Here is an 18,849-nt window from a genome sequence, read left to right on the forward strand (position 1 = left end):
AAAAAGGGCCGGATCAACCGGCCCTCGAATGGCAATGCGCAGGCAATGCGGATGCGCCCCAGGCAGGGGCAGCGGCGTCAGTCGGCGCGTACGCCCTCGACCTGGATCGCCAGCTTGACCTCGGGCTTGAAGCCCATCTTGACGCCGTAGTCGATGCCGAAGTCGGTTCGGTTGAAGGTGGCATAGGCGTCGGCACCGCAGGCCTCGCGCTTGAGCATCGGATGCTGGATGCACTTGAACTCGCGGATCTCGAGCTTGACCGGCTTGGACACGCCGCGCAGCGTCAGCACGCCATCGACCTCGGTCGGCACGTCGCCGGCGAACTTCGAGAACTTGCCCTTGTAGGTGGCCTCGGGATAGGCCTGCACGTCGAACATGTCCGGGCTCTTGGCGTGCTCGTTCATCTTGCCGTTGCCGAAGTCGATCGATGCGGCGTCGATCTTGATGTCCAGCGTGCCGGTCCTGGCCGCCCGATCGAGCGTGACGACGCCGCTGGACTTTTCGAACTTGCCGCGCCACTTCGACAGCCCGCCCAGGTGATCGGCCTCGAAGCTCGGATACGTGTGGGTCGGATCGAGGTTGTAGGTCACGGCGGCAGCCGAGGCGACGCCAGCGAAGGCGGTGGCGGAGGCGGCGGCGAGGATGGCGGCGGCGGTACGCAGTTTCATGGGTTCTCCGGTCAGCGGTCGGGTTGGATACGTTCGATCGGTCCGATCCGATCGTTCGGGGTGGGTGAGTGGGTTGGGTTCGAACGTTGCGATTCGGTTCAGGACTTGGCGGCCGTCACCAGACGGAACTTGATCTGGACTTCGTCGGCGACCACCGAGGTGTCCTTCCATTCGCCCTCGCCGATATTGAAGACGCTGCGCTTGATCGGCAGCACGCCCTCGAAGACCTGGTTGGCGCCTTCCTGGCGATAGGTGGCGGGCACCACCACGTCGACGGTCTTGCCCTTGATGGTCAGCTTGCCGGCGACATCGAACTTGCCCGCCGCGGCCTGCTTGATGCCGGTCGATTCGAACACCGCCTTCGGAAAGCGCGCGGCATCGAACCAGTCCTTGCCCTTGACCTCCTTGGTGGTGGTGGCGTCGCCGATCTCGAAGCTGGCGACCTCGATCTCGACCTTGGCGCTGGAGCTGGCCAGCCTGGCCGGATCGAAGTCCACCGCGGCGGCAAAGCGCTTGAACTTGCCTTCCATCGGCACGCCGATCTGGCGCGCCACCGCGGTCACCGAACTCTTGCCGGCGTCGAGCTGCGCGGCGGCGAGATTGGCGGCAAAGCCGGCGCAGGCCAGCGACGCGGCCAGCAGCAAGGCACCGGGACGGGGAATACGTTTCATCGAGGGCTCCTCGGTTTCATTCGGTCAATGCTAAACAGGGGCGATTCTGGCGGGCTCGGGCCGACTCAGCGCAGGAACGGCAGCATGCGGCCGAGCGTGCCGTCGCGGTCCAGCCAATGGTGCTTCAGCGCCGCGGCGGCATGCAGCACGACGATCGCGGCCATCAGGTAGTTCAGCCAGATGTGGGCGAACTTCAGCGTCTCCTTCAGCGCATCATTCGGCTCGATCAGCTGCGGCAGCGGCCATACCCCGAGGTAGACGACCGGCACGCCGGCGGCCAGGCTGTACAGGTAACCGGTCACCGGCACCACCAGGATCAGCAGATAGAGCAGCCCGTGGGCGGCCTTGGCCGCGGCTGCCTGCCAGGCCGGCATGCCGGCCACCGGCGCCGGTGCGGCGTGGGTCAGCCGCCACAGCACCCGCAGCACCGCCAGCGCGAACACCGTCACGCCCAGCCACTTGTGCCACGAGTACAGCTTCAGCTTGGTCGGCGTGAAGCCCGGGATATCGGTCATGTAAAGGCCGAGCCCGAAGGCAGCGAAGATCAGCAGCGCGACGATCCAGTGCAGGCCGATCGCGGTCGCGCCATAGCGCGCGGGAGTATTGGAACGCATTGAGGAAATCCGGCTTCAGTCTTTATTATTTCGGCAAACGCTATTGATTCTCGCATTATTGCGTCCGAAAAGTGACGTCGGAAAGGCGGAACTTCATCAAGTCGTTCAAAGCGTTTGAATACTCTGGGGTTGGCCGCTGGCGCAGGGAACTTACGCAATCGCTTGAGCCGGAAAAATCACAAACTCAAACTCTGACCGGGGCTCAGAGACTGACAGGGTCAGCCGGGAGGTCGTCGACATCGGACCAGTATTCCTCGAGCGGTTGCCACTCCTCGAGAAGCTGAGACAGCGACGCAGTTGAGACGGGCTCGACAAGCAGCTTGTTGCCTGCTCGCCGCACCACTACTTCGTTACCGGGAAGTTGGAACTGGGGTGGGATACACAGGATTTGCCGCCCTCGACGACGAAGCAAGGGGACATGCAACGTTTCGATGGAGAACATGGTGGGCATACTGTTTCAACCTCGTAAATCGGGGAAGCGGTTTTGAAGGATGCCAGCCTGCGCTCCAAAGAAAAAGCCGCCCACAGTTGGACGGCTTCGAGGCATTGGGCGCCCGCCCGCCGGCACAAGACCGTGACGGCGCCGCGAAGACTTACTTCAACCGCTGCGCCAGTTCGACCGCCCGGCCGATATAGCTGCCCGGCGTCATCTCGAGCAGCCGGGCCTTGGCCTCGTCGGGAATTGCCAGGCCCTCGATGAAGGTGCGCAGCGCCTCGCGCGAGATGCCCTTGCCGCGGGTCAGTTCCTTCAGTTGTTCATAGGGATTGGCGATGCCGTGGCGGCGCATCACGGTCTGCACCGGCTCGGCCAGCACTTCCCAGCAATTGTCCAGGTCCTCGGCCAGCCGCTCCGGATTGGTTTCGAGCTTGCCCAGGCCGCGCAGGCAGGCCTCGTAGGCCAGCAGGCTGTAGCCGAAGGCGACGCCGATATTGCGCAGCACCGTCGAGTCGGTCAGGTCGCGCTGCCAGCGCGAAACGGGCAGCTTCTCCGACAGGTGGCGCAGCAGCGCGTTGGCCAGGCCCAGATTGCCCTCGGAATTCTCGAAGTCGATCGGGTTGACCTTGTGCGGCATCGTCGACGAGCCGATCTCGCCGGCCTTGGTCTTCTGCTTGAAGTAGCCCAGCGAGATGTAGCCCCAGACGTCGCGGTCCAGGTCCAGCAGGATGGTGTTGGCGCGGGCCACCGCGTCGAACAGCTCGGCCATGTAGTCGTGCGGCTCGATCTGGATCGTGTACGGGTTGAAGGCCAGGCCCAGCCGGTTCTCGATGACGTCGCGCGAGAACGCTTCCCAGTCGAACTCGGGATAGGCGGACAGGTGCGCGTTGTAGTTGCCGACCGCGCCGTTCATCTTGCCGAGCAGTTCGACCCGCTCGATCCGTTCGATCGCGCGGGCCAGGCGCGCGGCGACGTTGGCCATTTCCTTGCCCAGCGTGGTCGGGCTGGCCGGCTGGCCGTGCGTGCGCGACAGCATCGGCTCGCGCGCGTTGGCGTGCGCCAGTTCGACCAGCCGCGCATGCACGCGCCGCAGCGTCGGCACCAGCACGCTGTCGCGCGCGCCCTTGAGCATCATGCCGTGCGAGGTGTTGTTGATGTCTTCGGAGGTGCAGGCGAAGTGGATGAATTCGCTGGCGGCCACCAGCTCGGCGTTGTCCTGCACGCGCTCCTTCATCCAGTACTCGACCGCCTTGACGTCGTGATTGGTGACCGCCTCGATCTCCTTGATCCGCGCCGCGTCGGCTTCGCTGAAGTGCTCGACCAGCGCCAGCAGCGCGGCTTCCGACTGCGCCGAGAACTTCGGCATGTCGGGCAGGCCGGTGCGGGCCAGCGCAATCAGCCAATGGACTTCGACCTTGACGCGGTGGCGCATGAAGGCGGCCTCGGACAGCCATTCGCGCAGCGGGTCGGCCTTGGCGGCATAGCGGCCATCGATCGGGGACAGGGCGGTGAGCGGCGAGAGCGCGGCGGGGGAGGCGGTAGCGGACATGCTGGCAGACGGCGGGAGGGAATGAAGAGGAAAACCTGGAACGGTCGGCGGGCGCGCTGCGCTGGCACCCCCTATGTACTCGAACACATACAAAGCCGGGAACGATCCTGCGCAATCCGGCGCGAACCGGCGCGCCGGCCTGGCAGCCGGCGCTGGAAAGCCGCGATTTTACCACCGCCCTCCCCGCCGCGCCGCGCGATCGTCGCCAGTGTTGCGGGCAGCCCCGCGAGGTGCCGGTTCGGCGCCGGCGCCGTGCCGGATCGGCCTCCCGGGCGGTTATACTCGCCACGCCGAGCCAGCGGCCTGTTACGAAGTGCATCAAGGCAGACCGGACCCGCGCGCCACCGCCGGCGCGCGAGGCCAGCCGCTCCAACGCGGAGCGCCCGATGCACTTCATAACGAGCTCAAGGGGAGAACATGAAGCTGTACGCATCGCAGACCAGCCCTTACGCGCGCAAGGTGCGCGTGGTGATGGCCGAGAAGAAGATCGACTATCAGATGGTGGAAGTCGACGTGTGGTCGCCGGACACGGCGATCGGTCAATTCAATCCCCTCGGCAAGGTGCCCTGCCTGGTGATGGAGGACGGCGGCGCGGTGTTCGATTCGCGCGTGATCGTCGAGTACGTCGATACGCTGACGCCCGTCAGCCGCATGATCCCGCAGGGCAGCCGCGAGCGTCTCGAAGTGCGCTGCTGGGAGGCGCTGGCCGACGGCCTGCTCGACGCGGCGCTGCTGGCGCGGCTGGAACACACCCAACGCGAGCCGGGCGAGCGCAGCGAGCGCTGGGTGCGCCGCCAGCTCGGCAAGATCGACGGCGCGCTGGTGGCGATGGCCAATGGCCTGGCCGACCGCACCTGGTGCGCCGGCAACCATTATTCGCTGGCCGACGTCGCGGTCGGCTGCGCGCTGTCCTATCTGGACTTCCGCTTCCCGGACATCGCCTGGCGCGAGCGCCATCCCAACCTGGTCGCCTTCCACGACAAGATCAGCAAGCGCCAGTCGTTCATCGATACGGAGCCGCCACGCGGTTGAGCCGGCGCCCGCGCGAGGGTCAGTCGAAACGCCTGTCCTCGGGCGGCGCTGCCCAGCGTAGCGCATCGAAGCGCTTCCAGACGTCTCGCAGCGCCGCATGCCGCGTCGGCTGCGCGCGCAACTCGCACAGGGCGAGCAGCGGCAAACCCTGATACTGGCCGGGCAATGCCGCGGTGGCGGCGATCAGTTGTTCCAATAGCGGTTTGGCGGCAAGTTGCACACCCTTTCGATCGCCGCTCCATTTGCGCAGATCGAACATTGCCAGCCGGCACAGGACCTGCGCCTGCAGCGTCGATGGCAGCGTCCGGGTCTGCTGCAGCAGCCACGCGCGTTCATCGATCTTCCTGAACTTGAGCGCCAGCGCATCCAGGACCTCGGCGCGCGGCGTTGGCTCGACTCGGGACAGCGCCGCGGCGATGATGTCCCGCCAGATGCGACTCCACTCCGGAGGCGGTTCGCGCATTTCGACCATCATCGAACGCCATGCCTTGGCGAGCCCGGCATCGAGCGACCCGGCATGACGCCGCGCGTTGGTCGTGTGCGCCAGCATGGCGCCCGCCAGCGGTCCCCAGACCACGACGTTGCGGTCGCACCGATATGCCGTCACCCTCGCGCTGTCCTGGGCGGCCAGCTGGACGTCCTCCGGCAGACCGGCGTAGCGCTCCAGGATGACGGCGTCATCCCGGGTGGTGTTCAGGATGGCCTTGACGAACGCCATGAACTCGGAAATCGCCGCCGGTGGCCCGGCCGGGGAAGGGCCACCCCCCTCGACATACCGAAGCACTGCCGCCACCGCTTCCCGGTCCGTCGGCAAGAGCCCATCGGCGGCGGCACGGAGGCGGTCCGCCGTCCCAGGCGGCGCCCATTCGTTCGCTACCCAGGCCATGGCCTTGATCACAACGGCCCGGTCCTCGACGGACAGCGCCTGCGTGGAATCCAGCACGGCGTTCCACACCGTCGGCCATGTCGCGCTCTGGAATCCAGGTCCCAAGGTGGTGTTGGTACGGTCGCACTCCAGGGTCTTGACCAGCTCGAGCAACAGCGCCGTTTGCGCCGACAGCGGACGTTGCCTGGCATCGACCAGTTCGCCATTGGCTTGCAGCAGTTGCAGATGGCGATCGGCAATCGCCGGCATGCCGCTACGCCAACGCACGCGCTCCAGCAATGTCAGCAGCAGATCCACGCGCGGCTCGAGCGGCAGGGCCCGGCCAGCATCGATCCACAGCGCCAGCGCCGCTTCGGACATCGGAACGGCGCAGAGCCGCAGATAGGCGCACAGGGACGGCCCGCGCTGGCTCGCCGGCAACTCCATGACCGAGACCATCAGGTCATCGGGCGAGACGCCATACTCGTCCCACACGGCGCGCACGGAATCGGCTTCGGACCGGGTCCGGTGGCCCGCCGCGGCCAGCAGTTGCCGAAGCGGCCTGGCGCGAACGGATGCCGGCAGGCCCAGCACCGCCTGGGCGGTATCGTGCTGGCCCCGGGTCGTGGTATAGGGCAGCCGGAACACGCTTCGCGCCAGCGTCGTCAGGATCTCGGCCCGGCTCGACATCGAAATGGGCGGCTGCGCCAGGGCCAGGCATTGCCGTTTGTCGCGATGCCGGTCGGGCAAGGCGTGCGTCCCGGGACTGCACGCCCGCAGGACCGGCGCGATCGTGGACGGCGTCGACGCTCGCCGCGCGTGGTGCAACAGTCTGTCGGCATGCACCGTGCTGCGTAGCGATTGCAGCATCGATTTCGACACGCGGGCCAGGTTGGCGCGGGTTCGCGGTGGCAGCATGCCGGCCACCTGTTGCCAGACATGGCAGGGAACGAGGTCGATGGTGGCCTTGCTGGCAGACGACGCCGGCTGTCCCGGTGGCAGCGCGATGGCAAGCGCACCGGTGCTGGCGGGATGGGAGGCAGGAAAGGCGGTCGGGTCGGCGACAGGCAGGAAGGACGGCGCGGGAGGCGCACGGCCAGTAACAGGCGGATTCAGGGGCATGGCAGGGAAACATGGGCAAGGTCGCTTGGCGCCTTGCCGCGCGGAGCTCGGGAAGTCGGGAACCCGGACGCAGGGCACTATCGTGCGCCATCGTACGGGCCATCGGGGCACCATCGCAGGCGCCGCACGAAGGCGGATGGTGCGCCAACTCCCTGCCCCCCGCTTTGCCGTAATTCCGCCCGCTTTCGCTTCTACCGCCTGCTTTTGTTCATCGTGCCGCTGACCACGCGCCCCTTACTGGATGATGCCCCCGCCGAGACACACCTCGCCGTCGTACAGCACCGCCGATTGGCCCGGCGTGACGGCCCATTGCGCCTCGTCGAAGCGCAGCCGCAGATCGTCTCCATCGACCGCATCGACCACGCACGGCGCGTCGCTCTGCCGATAGCGCGTCTTGGCGCTCAGCGCGCTACCCGCGCGCGGCGCTTCACCGGCGACCCACGACAGGTCGGCGGCACGCAGCGTCGGCGACAGCAGCCACGGGTGATCGTGCCCCTGCACCACGTACAGCGTGTTGGACGCCATGTCCTTGCGCGCGACGTACCACGCGTCGCCGCTGCCGTCGCGGCTGCCGCCCAGCCCGATACCCTTGCGCTGGCCCAGCGTGTAGAAGGCCAGGCCGATATGCTCGCCGACGACCTTGCCGTCGGCGGTCTTCATCGGCCCGGGCCTGGTCGGCAGATAGCGATTCAGAAAATCCCGGAATGGACGTTCGCCAATAAAGCAGATGCCGGTGGAATCCTTTTTCTTCGCGTTCGGCAGGCCGATTTCGGCGGCGATCTCGCGCACCTGCGTCTTCGGGATCTCGCCCAGCGGAAACAGCGTGCGCGACAGCTGCGCCTGATTGAGCCGATGCAGGAAGTAGCTCTGGTCCTTGGTGTGGTCCAGCGCCTTCAGCAGTTCGAAGCGGCCATGCTCGCCCTGGCGCACGCGCGCATAGTGGCCGGTGGCGATGCGCTCGGCCCCCAGCGACATCGCATGGTCCAGGAAGGCCTTGAACTTGATCTCGGCGTTGCACAGCACGTCGGGATTGGGCGTGCGCCCGGCCGAATATTCCCGCAGGAAATCGGCGAACACGCGGTCCTTGTACTCGGCGGCGAAGTTGACCGCCTCGACGTCGACGCCGATCAGGTCGGCCACCGACACCACGTCGAGCCAGTCCTGGCGCGTCGAGCAGTATTCGCTGTCGTCGTCGTCCTCCCAGTTCTTCATGAACAGGCCGACGACCTCGTAGCCCTGCTGCTTCAGCAGCCAGGCGGTGACCGACGAGTCCACCCCGCCCGACATGCCGACCACGACGCGTTCGCCGCGGCCGATGCCGGGATTCAGTTCGGGGCGGGCCGAAGTGACGGCGCTCGCGACGGCACTCGTGACGGCGCTCATGGCAGCGCTCCCTGCATCAACGCCGACGGATGCGTGTACAGCGCGTCGAGCGCGAAGCGCTTTCCGGCCAGATAGTCCTCGACACAGGCCAGCACCAGCGGCGAGCGATGACGTTCCGGGCAGGCGCGGATCTCGTCGGCGCTGAGCCAGACGGTGCGCACGATGCCGGTATCGAGCGGACGGCCGCTGTCGAGCGGACCCAGATCGCCGGTAAACGCGAAGCGCACATAGGTGATGTCGCCCTCGGGATGCTGGCCGGTCGGCGAGGTCACCGAGCCTGCCAGATAGCAGCCGAGCAGCGCGCGCGGCTCGAAGCTGTGCGCGGTTTCCTCCAGCGTTTCGCGGATCACGGCGCGCACCAGGCTCTCGCCCGGGTCCAGATGGCCGGCCGGCTGATTCAGCTTCAGGCCGTCGCGGGTTTCTTCTTCGACCAGCAGGAAGCGGCCGCCGCGCTCGATCACGGCGGCCACCGTGACGCTGGTTTTCCAGTCTTGGGACATGATGCACAAGTTTTAGGCAATCCGGCATTTTACCGGCAGGCGCGCGGCGCTGCAGCGCGGCGGACCGCGCGGGGGCCGGCGCGGGACCGCACCTCGATCGCCCCCATCGCCCGGCTCGCCCCCAAGCTCCCAATCGCCCCAATTGCCGTCGGATTCCTGTAAGCTGCGGAAAAATTGTGCGCCGCGCTGGACGGCGGCGCCGATAAACGAGCCCGGATGCCTGCCCGGCCGTAGCGCGGAGCGGCACCGCAACAGGAGAAGCTGACGATGCAGATCGGTATCCCGCTGGAGACACGGGCCGGCGAAGCGCGTGTCGCCGCCACCCCCGAGACCGTCAAGAAGTACGTCGCCCAAGGCCATCAGGTGCTCGTGCAGAGCGGTGCCGGTGTACGCGCCAGCTGTCCCGACGCCGCCTACGAGGCCGCCGGCGCCAGCATCGTCGATGCCGCCCGCGCGTTCGGCGCCGAACTCGTGTTGAAGGTACGCGCGCCCGATCCGCAGGAACTGACGCAGATTCGCCCCGGCGCCGCGCTGGTCGGCATGCTCGACCCGTTCGACGCCGACAACAACGCGCGCATGGCGGCCGCCGGCATCGTCGCGTTCGCGCTCGAAGCCGCGCCGCGCACGACGCGCGCGCAAAGCATGGACGTACTGTCCTCGCAGGCCAATATCGCCGGCTACAAGGCCGTGCTGGTCGCGGCCAACCACTACCAACGCTTCATGCCGATGCTGATGACCGCCGCCGGTACGGTCAAGGCGGCGCGCGTGCTGATTCTCGGCGCCGGCGTGGCCGGCCTGCAGGCGATCGCGACCGCCAAGCGGCTGGGCGCGGTGATCGAGGCCTCCGACGTGCGGCCCGCGGTCAAGGAACAGATCGAATCGCTGGGCGCGAAGTTTCTCGACGTGCCGTTCGAGACCGACGAAGAGCGCGAGATCGCGCAGGGCGTCGGCGGCTATGCGCGGCCGATGCCGGCAAGCTGGATGCAGCGCCAGGCCGCGCTGGTGCACGAGCGCGCGAAGCAGGCCGATATCGTCATCACGACCGCGCTGATCCCTGGACGCCGTGCGCCGGTGCTGCTGAAGGAAGAGACCGTGCAGGCGATGAAGCCGGGCTCGGTGGTGGTCGACCTGGCGGCCGCGCAAGGCGGCAACTGCCCGCTGACCGTGGCCGACGAGGTGGTCGAGCGCCACGGCGTGACGCTGGTCGGCTACACCAATCTGGCCAGCATGGTCGCGGCCGACGCCTCCGCGCTGTACGCGCGCAACGTGCTCGACTTCCTCAAGCTGATCGTCGACAAGGACGGCAAGCTGACAATCAACGCGGAAGACGATATCGTCGCGGCCTGCCTGATCAGCAGGGACGGCGCGCTGGCCCGCCAGGCCGCCTGAACGGCTGCCGGCCCGCGCTGCCGGTGCGACCGGCGCGCCGGCAGCGCCGACCCTCCACCATCGATTTCAACCCCGCGCCCATCCCGGGCGCGTTTTCACGGTGCCGCGGCCGCACGTTCGCGCCGTCGCGGCGCCAGCATCAACGAAGGAAAGCAACACCATGCAACGCATCATTCTGCGCGCCAAGCTGCATCGCGTCACCGTGACGCAGGCCGACCTGCACTACGAGGGGTCGTGCGGCATCGACGAGGATCTGCTCGACGCGGCGGACATGAAGGAGTACGAGAAGATCGAGCTCTACAACGTCAACAATGGCGAACGTTTCTCGACCTACATCATCAAGGGCAAGCGCGGCACCGGCGAGATCTCGCTGAACGGCGCCGCCGCGCGCCGCGCCCATCTCGGCGACCACCTGATCATCTGCACCTACGCGCCGATGAGCGATGCGGAACTGGCCGACTACAAGCCGAAGATCGTGCTGGTCGACGACAACAACCGCATCAAGGAAATCAAGAAGGTGTAATCCCATGATCGCCGCGCGCAGGCAGTCTCGCCCGCAATCCCGGCATGCCAACGGTGGCCCTGGCGCATGGCGCCGCTGGCTGATCGTTGTCGTGACGGCGGGCTGCGCGGCCTGCGCGGGCTTGTCGGCCCCCACCTCCGCCCCCACCTCGGCGCCCGTTTCCGCCCCCGACTCCGCCGCCCATGACGGCGGTGCCCCGCCGGCCACCGCCGCGGCGGACCCGCTGCCCTCCTGGCGCGACGGTCCCGCCAAGCAGGCGATCCTGCGCTTCGTGCGCGACACCACCACCGTCGGCGGTCCCGACTTCGTCGCTCCGGCCGACCGCATCGCCATCTTCGACAACGACGGCACGCTGTGGCGCGAGGACCCGCGTGCCGAGCTGCTGTTCGTCGCCCATCTGGCGCGGGCGCGCACCGACGCCGATCCCGCGCTCGGCGCGCAAAGCCCCTACCGCGAATTCCTCGCCGATCCGCGCGGCTATCTGCAGCGCGGCGACACCGCGGCGCTGCAGCTGCTGCACGCCGTGTACGGCAACACCGCGGTCGAATCGTTCCAGGACGAGGCGCGGCGCTTTCTCGCCGTCGCCCGCCATCCCCGCAACAGCGCGCCGCTGCGCGACGGCATCTACCAGCCGATGATGGAGCTGCTCGGCCATCTGCGCGCGCAGGGCTACCAGACCTGGCTGTGCGCGGGCTCGACCGCCGACTTCATGCGCGCGTTCGCCGCGGACTACTACGGCATCGCGCCACAGCAGGTGATCGGCTCCCGGCTGGCGCTGCGCTTTCGCCAGACCGCGCAGGGCAACGCGGTCTGGCGCGAGCCGCACGTCGACAGCTTCAACGACAAGGAGAACAAACCCGCCAATATCGCGCTGCAGATCGGCAAGCGGCCGGTGTTCGCGGCCGGCAACGTCGGCGGCGCCGGCGATATCGCGATGCTGGCCTACAGCCAGGGACGGCGTGGGCCGTCGTTCCAGCTGCTGATCGAGCACGATGACGCGCAGCGCGAGTCGGCCTATACGGAGCCGGATGGCGCGTCGCTGAAGGCCGCCGCCGCGCACCGCTGGACCGTGGTCAGCATGCGGCGCGACTGGGAGCGGGTGTTCGTGGCGCCGTCGGCACGGCGGCCATCCCCGGCACTGGCCGGCGAGCCAATGGCGAAGCCGGCCGCGCCATAGCTGGAAACTGCGCGGGCAACCGCGCAGGCAAGCGGATAACCGAATTCAAGCAACGGGAGGAGAAGTCGATGGAGATGGTGAACCACACGGTGATCAACCTGATCATCTTCGTGCTGGCGATCTACGTGGGCTACCACGTGGTCTGGACGGTCACGCCGGCGCTGCATACCCCGCTGATGGCGGTCACCAACGCGATCTCGGCGATCATCATCGTCGGCGCGATGCTGGCCGCCGGGCTGACCGAGGGCGGCGTCGGCCGTGCGATGGGCACGCTCGCCGTGGCCCTGGCCGCGGTCAACGTGTTCGGCGGGTTTCTGGTGACCCAGCGCATGCTGGAAATGTTCAAGAAGAAGGAGCCGAAGAAGTCGGCACCGGCCGGTAGCAAGGAGGGCGCGCAATGAGCATGAACGTCGTCACGCTGCTCTACCTGGTGGCCTCGGTCTGCTTCATCCAGGCCTTGAAGGGGCTCTCGCATCCGGCCACCGCGCGCCGCGGCAACGCCTTCGGCATGATCGGCATGGCGATCGCGGCGCTGACCACGGTCGCGCTGATCGTCAAGCTGAAGAACGAGTTCCTGGCGGCCGGCATCGGCCAGTCGTCGATCGGCACCGGACTCGGCCTGATCCTGGCCGGGCTGGTCGTCGGCGGCGGCATCGGCGCCTACGTCGCGAAGAAGGTCGAGATGACCAAGATGCCGGAACTGGTCGCGGCGATGCACTCGCTGATCGGCCTGGCGGCCGTCTTCATCGCCATCGCGGCGGTGGCGGAACCGGCCGCCTTCGGCATCACCGCGGCCGGCTCGCACGAGATTCCGCTGGGCAACCGCATCGAGCTGTTCATCGGCTGCTTCGTCGGTGCCATCACGTTCTCGGGCTCGGTGATCGCCTTCGGCAAGCTGGCCGGGCGCTACAAGTTCCGGCTGTTCCAGGGCGCGCCGGTGGTATTCGCCGGCCAGCACTGGCTGAACCTGGCGCTGGCGGTCGCGATGGTCGGCTTCGGCATCGCCTTCTTCATGACGCAGCAGTGGATGCCCTTCCTGGTCATGCTGGCGATCGCCTTCGTGCTCGGCGTGCTGATCATCATTCCGATCGGCGGCGCCGACATGCCGGTGGTGGTGTCGATGCTGAACTCGTATTCGGGCTGGGCGGCGGCCGGCATCGGCTTCTCGCTGAACAACCCGATGCTGATCATCGCCGGCTCGCTGGTCGGCTCCTCCGGCGCGATCCTGTCGTACATCATGTGCCGGGCGATGAACCGCTCGTTCTTCAACGTGATCCTGGGCGGCTTCGGCGGCGAGGCCGGCAGCGCGGCCGCCGCTGGCGCGCAGGCGCAGCGCAACGTCAAGTCCGGCTCGCCGGACGACGCGGCCTTCCTGATGGGCAATGCGGAGACCGTGATCATCGTGCCCGGCTACGGCCTGGCGGTGGCGCGCGCCCAGCATGCGCTGAAGGAGCTGACCGAAATGCTGTCGGAGAAAGGCGTCACGGTGAAGTACGCGATCCACCCGGTCGCGGGCCGCATGCCCGGCCATATGAACGTGCTGCTGGCCGAGGCCGAGGTGCCTTACGACCAGGTCTTCGAAATGGAAGACATCAACAGCGAGTTCGGTCAGGCCGACGTGGTGCTGGTGCTCGGCGCGAACGACGTGGTCAACCCGGCGGCCAAGACCGACCCGAACTCGCCGATCGCCGGCATGCCGATCCTCGAGGCCTACAAGGCCAAGACCATCATCGTCAACAAGCGCTCGATGGCGGCCGGCTACGCCGGGCTCGACAACGAGCTGTTCTACATGGACAAGACGATGATGGTGTTCGGCGACGCCAAGAAGGTGGTCGAGGACATGGTCAAGGCGGTCGCCTGACCGGGGCGGTCCGGCCCGCCGATCCGTCCCGCCGGCCCTGCTGCAGGGCCGGTTGCGCCCCCGCTCCGGCGCGCTATACTGGCCCTCGGCCGCGGGGGCCGGCTTGCGCCGGCCATGGCGGCCCTGGCGCCGGCCCCGCGCTCCCCGCTGCAGCCGGACCCGCTTCTCGCCTCCCGGGGTCGCACGCGACATGACATTCAATCCGCAGGACAGGCATCTGCCGGTCTTCCAACATCCGATCCTGACCGTGCTGGTCGACGACAGCCGTTCGTTCATGGACAGCCTCGCCTTCCAGATGGACCGGACCCGCCCGGTGGTCGCCTTCACCGACCCGCGCGAGGCGCTGCAGTGGATCCGGGAGGCCTACACCACGCGCTTCACCGGCTTCCTGCCGGTGCGCGTCACGCACGACGATCTGACGTTCCTGACCGAGCGCCGCACCGTGCAGCTCGATATCGACCGCATCCACCGGCAGATCCACGACATTCACCGCTTCGTGCAGCCGGGCGTGATCGTGGTCGACTATTCGATGCCGCAGATGGACGGGCTCGAGTTCTGCCGCGCGCTGCAGGACCTGCCGTGCAAGACCGTCCTGCTGACCGGCACCGCCGACGAGGGCGTCGCGGTGCAGGGCTTCAACCACGGGCTGATCGACCGCTACGTCAAGAAGCACGACAGCAATATGGTCGAGCGGCTGGACCAGGAGATCGACGCGCTGCAGCAGCAATACTTCACCACGCTGTCGCACACGCTGCGCGACCTGCTGACGCGGCACTCGTTCTCGTTCCTGTCCGATCCCGCGATGGCCGAGCGCGTGCGCCAGCTGGCGGCGCGCTACGGTTTCGTCGAGTACTACCTGTACCCGAATCCGGCCGGCATCCTGCTGCTGACGGCGCAGGGCCAGGCCACGCTGATGGTGATCGAGACCCGCACCAGCCTGGCGAGCCAGGTCGAGTCGGCCGAGGCCTACGACGCCCCGGCGGCGCTGACCGAGGGCCTGCGCGAAGGCCGCATCGTGCCGTTCTTCTGGCCCGGCAACGGCATGTACACGCCGGCCTGCGTCGACTGGGAGCAATACTGCCTGCCGGCCGAGCGCGTCGAGGGCCGCGAGGAATTCCTGTACGCGCTGTTCGACCTGCCGCGCCACCTGCTGGACGAGCCGGTAGTCAGCTTCAAGACCTTCCTGACCGAATTCGAGCGCAACGAAGGCAGTCTGACGGGGCGCTGACCGCCCGGTTGCTCCCCTCTCCCGTTGTTACGGCTGCGCCCGATTGCCGCCCCTGACCATCTCGAAGCGGAACAGGCGGCATTCGATATTGCCGTTGTAGAGCGGCACCCGCCGCGATTCCTTCAGCCGCAGCCGGCGCGGCAGCGACAGGTCGCCGGTGAAGATCCAGGCTTCCCAGCCGGCAAAATGCTGCTTCAGCGTCGTCGCGAATGCGCTGGCGAACTGGTTGGCGGCGTCTTCCTCGGCGCTGTCCACCGGCGCCTCGTCGAATGCAGGCCGGCGCTGGCCGCGCACCGCGATCCGCTCGCCATAGGGCGGGTTCAGCAGCAACAGGCCGGGTTGCGCGAACGGCGGCTGCACGTGCCGCGCATCGACCTGCTTGGCGCGCAGCTCGCCCGGCAAGCCGGCACGCCGCCAGTTGGCGCTCGCCATCGCCAGCATGTCGGTCGAGATATCGCTCCCGGCAATGGCCAGGTCCGCGGCCGCGGACGTTGCAGCCGCGGCAGCACGCTGGCTCGCGGCCTGGGCCTCGCTCTTGAGCGCCTTCCACGGCTTCAGGTTGATTCCCTTGAGCCATTCGAAGGCAAAGCTGCGTGCCGCGCCGGGGGCGAGGCCCAGCGCGACCTGCGCGGCCTCGACCAGGAACGTGCCGCTGCCGCACATCGGGTCGTAGAAGGGCCGCGCGGTCTTGCCCGGCGTCCAGCCGGCCAGCCGCAGGATGCCCGCGGCCAGATTCTCCTTCAGCGGCGCCTCGCCCTTCTCCATGCGCCAGCCGCGCTTGAACAGCGGCTCGCCGGTGGTGTCCAGGTACAGCGTGCAGTCGTGCTCGGTCAGGTGCGCGTAGATCCGTACGTCGGGGCTGGCGGTGTCGACGCTGGGCCGCGCGCCCAGACGCTCGCGCATCGCGTCGCAGACGCCGTCCTTGACCCGCAGCGCGGTGAAGTTCAGGCTGCGCAGCGGCGAGCGGTGCGCGGTCAGTTCGATCTTGATGGTCTCGTCCGGACCGAACCACTGGTCCCAGCGCTGCGCGCGTGCCAGCTCGTAGATGTCGTCCTCGTGCCGGTACCCGCGAGCGGCGACCCGCAGCAGCACGCGGCTGGCGATGCGCGAATGCAGGTTGACCGCGTACGCGGCCGCCATGTCGCCGGAAAAGCTGACGCCGCCCGGCACCTCGCGATGGACGTCGAACGGCGCCAGGGCGTCGACATCGGGCCGCACGGCGATCTCGCGCAGCTCATCGGCGAGCGCGCTCTCGAGGCCGCGCGGGCAGGGAGCGAAGAAGGCTTGGGTCATTACAGCGGTCCGGCAAAAGGTCGAATGGGGTCGCGACAGGTCAAACAAACAGCAGGCGAAACGGCGGCACAAGCCGCTTCAAACAAAAACGTCCGCCGTGGCGGACGGGGGCGCCGGCGCCGGCCCGGGCCGGCAGGGATCGCCTCAGGCGGCCGCCAGCGCGCGGTCGAGGAAGTCCAGCCGGTCCTGGCCCCAGTACGGCTGGCCGTCGTAGACATACCATGGCGCGCCGAACACGCCGGCCGAAATCGCGTCCTGCGTATGGCGCGCGTATTCCTCCTGCACGCCCTGCCCTTCGCTGGCCTTGAGCAGCGCCGCGCCATCGAAGTCCAGGCGGTCGGCCAGCTCGGCCAGCGTGGCGGCATCGGCGATATTACGCTCCTGCGCCCACAGCGCGTGTCCGATCGCGCCCAGCAAGGCCATCGCGCGCGCGGTGCCATGGGCCAGCCGCGCCGCGATGATCAGCCGGCTGGCGGCGTCGCCCGAGACCGGAAAGTACTTCGGCTCCAGATTGAGCGGCACGCCGAGGTAGTCGCGCCAGCGCGCCAGTTCGATCAGCCGGTAGGCCTGGCGCTGCGGCGGCCGCTGGGCCAGCGGCAGACCGCCCGAGGTCGCGAACACCTTGCCCAGATCGCATGGCTTCAGATTGACCTGGGCGCCATGACGGGCCGCGATCTCGGTAAAGCGCGCATGGCCGAGATAGACGTACGGCGACTGCGGCGAGAAGTAGTAGTCGATCTGCTTGCTCATCGGATCCTCGGGGACAGGTTCAGGCGGGGAAATACGGCATCAGAATGGCTTGACCACCACCAGCACCACGATCGCCAGCAGCACCAGCACCGGCAGTTCGTTGAACCAGCGGTAGAACCGATGCGAACGGGTATTGCGGCCGGCCTCGAACTTGCGCAGCAGCACCGCGCAGCCATGGTGATAGCCGAGCAGCACCAGCACCAGCGCCAGCTTGGCATGCATCCAGCCCTGCCCCGGGCCGCGCCCGATGCCATAGCCCAGATAGAGCCACAGGCCGAACGCCAGCGCGGGGATCGCCAGCATCGTCATGAAGCGCAGCAGCTTGCGCGCCATCGCCAGCAGCCGCGTCACCGCGGCGGGATCGGTCTCCATCGCCAGATTGACGAAGATGCGCGGCAGATAGAACAGCCCGGCGAACCAGGAGACCACGAAGACGATATGCAGCGATTTGACCCAGAGCATCGGTGATCCGTATGACGCGGCGATTTACGTGCGAATCTCGCCGTGGCCGAACACCACGTACTTCAGCGAGGTCAGCCCTTCGAGGCCGACCGGGCCGCGTGCGTGCAGCTTGTCGTTCGAGATGCCGATCTCCGCGCCAAGGCCGTATTCGAAGCCGTCCGCAAAACGCGTCGACGCGTTGATCATCACGCTGGCCGAATCGACCTCGCGCAGGAAACGCATGCCGGCCGAATAGTTCTCGGTGACGATCGAATCGGTATGGGCCGAGCCGTAGGTATTGATATGGGCGATCGCCTCGTCGAGGCCGGACACCGTGCGGATTGCCAGCACCGGCGCCAGGTATTCGAGGCGCCAGTCCTCCTCGGTGGCATCGACGAGCCCCTTGATGCCGGCCGCTTCCAGCGTGGCGCGCGTGGCCGGGCAGACCCGCAGCTCGACGCCCTTCTGCTGGTAGATCTTGCACAGCGGCGGCAGCACGCGCGCGGCGATCGATTCGGCGACCAGCAGCGTTTCCATCGTGTTGCACGGCGCGTAGCGCTGCGTCTTGGCGTTGTCGCAGATGCGCACCGCCTTGTCGAGGTCGGCGTCGGCGTCGACGTAGACGTGGCAGATGCCGTCCAGATGCTTGATCATCGGCACGCGCGCCTCTTCCATCAGCCGCGCGATCAGGCTCTTGCCGCCGCGCGGCACGATCACGTCGACATACTCGGTCATCGTGATCAGGCGGCCGACCGCGGCGCGGTCGGTGGTCTCGATGACCTGCACCGCCTCGGCCGGCAGACCGGCTTCGGCCAGGCCCTCGGCGACCAGCCGGGCCAGCGCGGTGTTCGATTCGATCGCTTCCGAACCGCCGCGCAGGATGGTCGCGTTGCCGGACTTCAGGCACAGCGCCGCGGCGTCGATCGTCACATTGGGACGCGACTCGTAGATGATGCCGATCACGCCGAGCGGCACGCGCATCTGGCCGACCTGGATGCCGGTCGGCCGGTATTTCATGTTGCCGATCTCGCCGATCGGATCGGGCAGCGCGGCGATCTGCTCCAGGCCCGCGGCCATCGTCGCGATGGCCTTGTCCGACAGGGTCAGCCGGTCGACGAAGGCGGCGTCCTGACCGTTGGCGCGGGCACGCTCGACATCGCGCGCATTGACGGCCTTCAACTGCTCGGCATCGCGGCGGATCGCGGCGGCGATGGTCAGCAGCGCGCGGTTCTTGTCGGCGGTCGATGCGCGCGCCATCGCGCGCGATGCGGCGCGGGCCTGGCGGCCGACGCGGTCCATGTACTGGTAGAGGTCGAGCTCGTTCATATCGGGGGCCGGTCGGTGCGG

Annotated in this window: 18 protein-coding genes; 7 read left to right on the forward strand and 11 right to left on the reverse strand. The window is 67.8% G+C overall.

The window, feature by feature from the left end; translation table 11 throughout:
- Positions 1-77: 77 nt before the first annotated feature.
- The 4 genes from FOB47_RS22295 to purB all read right to left on the reverse strand — a co-directional run bounded on the left by FOB47_RS22295 (position 78) and on the right by purB (position 3,938).
- Positions 78-668 (reverse strand): YceI family protein, encoded by a 591-nt coding sequence (locus FOB47_RS22295; protein WP_174782151.1) that lies wholly within the window; start codon positions 666-668, stop codon positions 78-80.
- A 98-nt stretch (positions 669-766) separates the two neighbouring features.
- Positions 767-1,339 (reverse strand): YceI family protein, encoded by a 573-nt coding sequence (locus FOB47_RS22300; RefSeq protein ID WP_053822490.1) that lies wholly within the window; start codon positions 1,337-1,339, stop codon positions 767-769.
- Between the two features lie 65 nt (positions 1,340-1,404).
- Positions 1,405-1,953, reverse strand: coding sequence for a cytochrome b (locus FOB47_RS22305; RefSeq protein ID WP_174782152.1), 549 nt, complete (start codon positions 1,951-1,953; stop codon positions 1,405-1,407).
- Positions 1,954-2,546: 593 nt separating this feature from the next.
- Positions 2,547-3,938, reverse strand: a complete 1,392-nt coding sequence (purB, locus tag FOB47_RS22310; protein ID WP_053822492.1) for an adenylosuccinate lyase — start codon at positions 3,936-3,938, stop codon at positions 2,547-2,549.
- A gap of 417 nt (positions 3,939-4,355) precedes the next feature.
- Between purB and FOB47_RS22315 the strand changes: the two genes are divergently transcribed.
- The gene (locus tag FOB47_RS22315) at positions 4,356-4,970 is read left to right on the forward strand and encodes a glutathione S-transferase family protein (RefSeq protein WP_053822493.1); all 615 of its coding nucleotides are present in this window, start codon (positions 4,356-4,358) and stop codon (positions 4,968-4,970) included.
- Between the two features lie 19 nt (positions 4,971-4,989).
- Here FOB47_RS22315 and FOB47_RS22320 read toward each other — a convergent pair whose 3' ends face one another.
- The 3 genes from FOB47_RS22320 to FOB47_RS22330 all read right to left on the reverse strand — a co-directional run bounded on the left by FOB47_RS22320 (position 4,990) and on the right by FOB47_RS22330 (position 8,840).
- Entirely contained in the window at positions 4,990-6,957 is a 1,968-nt protein-coding gene (locus tag FOB47_RS22320; RefSeq protein ID WP_144425833.1) for a hypothetical protein, read from the reverse strand.
- Between the two features lie 234 nt (positions 6,958-7,191).
- Positions 7,192-8,244, reverse strand: coding sequence for a tRNA 2-thiouridine(34) synthase MnmA (gene mnmA / locus FOB47_RS22325; RefSeq protein WP_053823200.1), 1,053 nt, complete (start codon positions 8,242-8,244; stop codon positions 7,192-7,194).
- Between the two features lie 92 nt (positions 8,245-8,336).
- A complete protein-coding gene (locus FOB47_RS22330; RefSeq protein WP_170265882.1) occupies positions 8,337-8,840 on the reverse strand; it encodes an NUDIX hydrolase in 504 nt (167 codons plus the stop codon).
- Positions 8,841-9,107: 267 nt separating this feature from the next.
- Between FOB47_RS22330 and FOB47_RS22335 the strand changes: the two genes are divergently transcribed.
- From FOB47_RS22335 to FOB47_RS22360, 6 genes are all read left to right on the forward strand, one after another.
- The gene (locus FOB47_RS22335) at positions 9,108-10,229 is read left to right on the forward strand and encodes a Re/Si-specific NAD(P)(+) transhydrogenase subunit alpha (RefSeq protein ID WP_053822496.1); all 1,122 of its coding nucleotides are present in this window, start codon (positions 9,108-9,110) and stop codon (positions 10,227-10,229) included.
- 160 nt (positions 10,230-10,389) lie between these two features.
- Positions 10,390-10,752 (forward strand): aspartate 1-decarboxylase, encoded by a 363-nt coding sequence (panD, locus tag FOB47_RS22340; RefSeq protein ID WP_006577190.1) that lies wholly within the window; start codon positions 10,390-10,392, stop codon positions 10,750-10,752.
- Between the two features lie 121 nt (positions 10,753-10,873).
- Entirely contained in the window at positions 10,874-11,929 is a 1,056-nt protein-coding gene (locus tag FOB47_RS22345; RefSeq protein WP_244959365.1) for a haloacid dehalogenase-like hydrolase, read from the forward strand.
- Between the two features lie 68 nt (positions 11,930-11,997).
- Positions 11,998-12,330 (forward strand): NAD(P) transhydrogenase subunit alpha part 2, encoded by a 333-nt coding sequence (locus FOB47_RS22350; protein WP_053822498.1) that lies wholly within the window; start codon positions 11,998-12,000, stop codon positions 12,328-12,330.
- Positions 12,327-13,790, forward strand: coding sequence for an NAD(P)(+) transhydrogenase (Re/Si-specific) subunit beta (locus FOB47_RS22355; protein ID WP_174782154.1), 1,464 nt, complete (start codon positions 12,327-12,329; stop codon positions 13,788-13,790). Before FOB47_RS22350 ends, FOB47_RS22355 begins: the two co-directional genes overlap by 4 nt.
- Positions 13,791-13,980: 190 nt before the next feature.
- Positions 13,981-15,018: a response regulator gene (locus tag FOB47_RS22360; RefSeq protein WP_174782155.1), complete on the forward strand. Its 1,038-nt coding sequence runs from the start codon at positions 13,981-13,983 to the stop codon at positions 15,016-15,018.
- Positions 15,019-15,045: 27 nt separating this feature from the next.
- On the opposite strand, the gene FOB47_RS22365 is transcribed toward FOB47_RS22360, so the two are convergent.
- The 4 genes from FOB47_RS22365 to FOB47_RS22380 all read right to left on the reverse strand — a co-directional run bounded on the left by FOB47_RS22365 (position 15,046) and on the right by FOB47_RS22380 (position 18,828).
- A complete protein-coding gene (locus FOB47_RS22365) occupies positions 15,046-16,311 on the reverse strand; it encodes a THUMP domain-containing class I SAM-dependent RNA methyltransferase (RefSeq protein ID WP_174782156.1) in 1,266 nt (421 codons plus the stop codon).
- Between the two features lie 144 nt (positions 16,312-16,455).
- A complete protein-coding gene (locus FOB47_RS22370; protein ID WP_053822502.1) occupies positions 16,456-17,061 on the reverse strand; it encodes a 2-hydroxychromene-2-carboxylate isomerase in 606 nt (201 codons plus the stop codon).
- A 39-nt stretch (positions 17,062-17,100) separates the two neighbouring features.
- Positions 17,101-17,523 carry a CopD family protein gene (locus FOB47_RS22375; RefSeq protein ID WP_023263385.1) on the reverse strand — a complete coding sequence of 141 codons (423 nt, stop codon included), beginning with the start codon at positions 17,521-17,523 and terminating at the stop codon, positions 17,101-17,103.
- Positions 17,524-17,547: 24 nt separating this feature from the next.
- A complete protein-coding gene (locus FOB47_RS22380; RefSeq protein ID WP_174782157.1) occupies positions 17,548-18,828 on the reverse strand; it encodes a glutamate-5-semialdehyde dehydrogenase in 1,281 nt (426 codons plus the stop codon).
- Positions 18,829-18,849: the final 21 nt, after the last annotated feature.

Origin of the sequence: Cupriavidus gilardii (assembly GCF_013347325.1) — a bacterium.
In the GTDB taxonomy this organism is placed as follows: Bacteria; Pseudomonadota; Gammaproteobacteria; order Burkholderiales; family Burkholderiaceae; genus Cupriavidus; species Cupriavidus gilardii.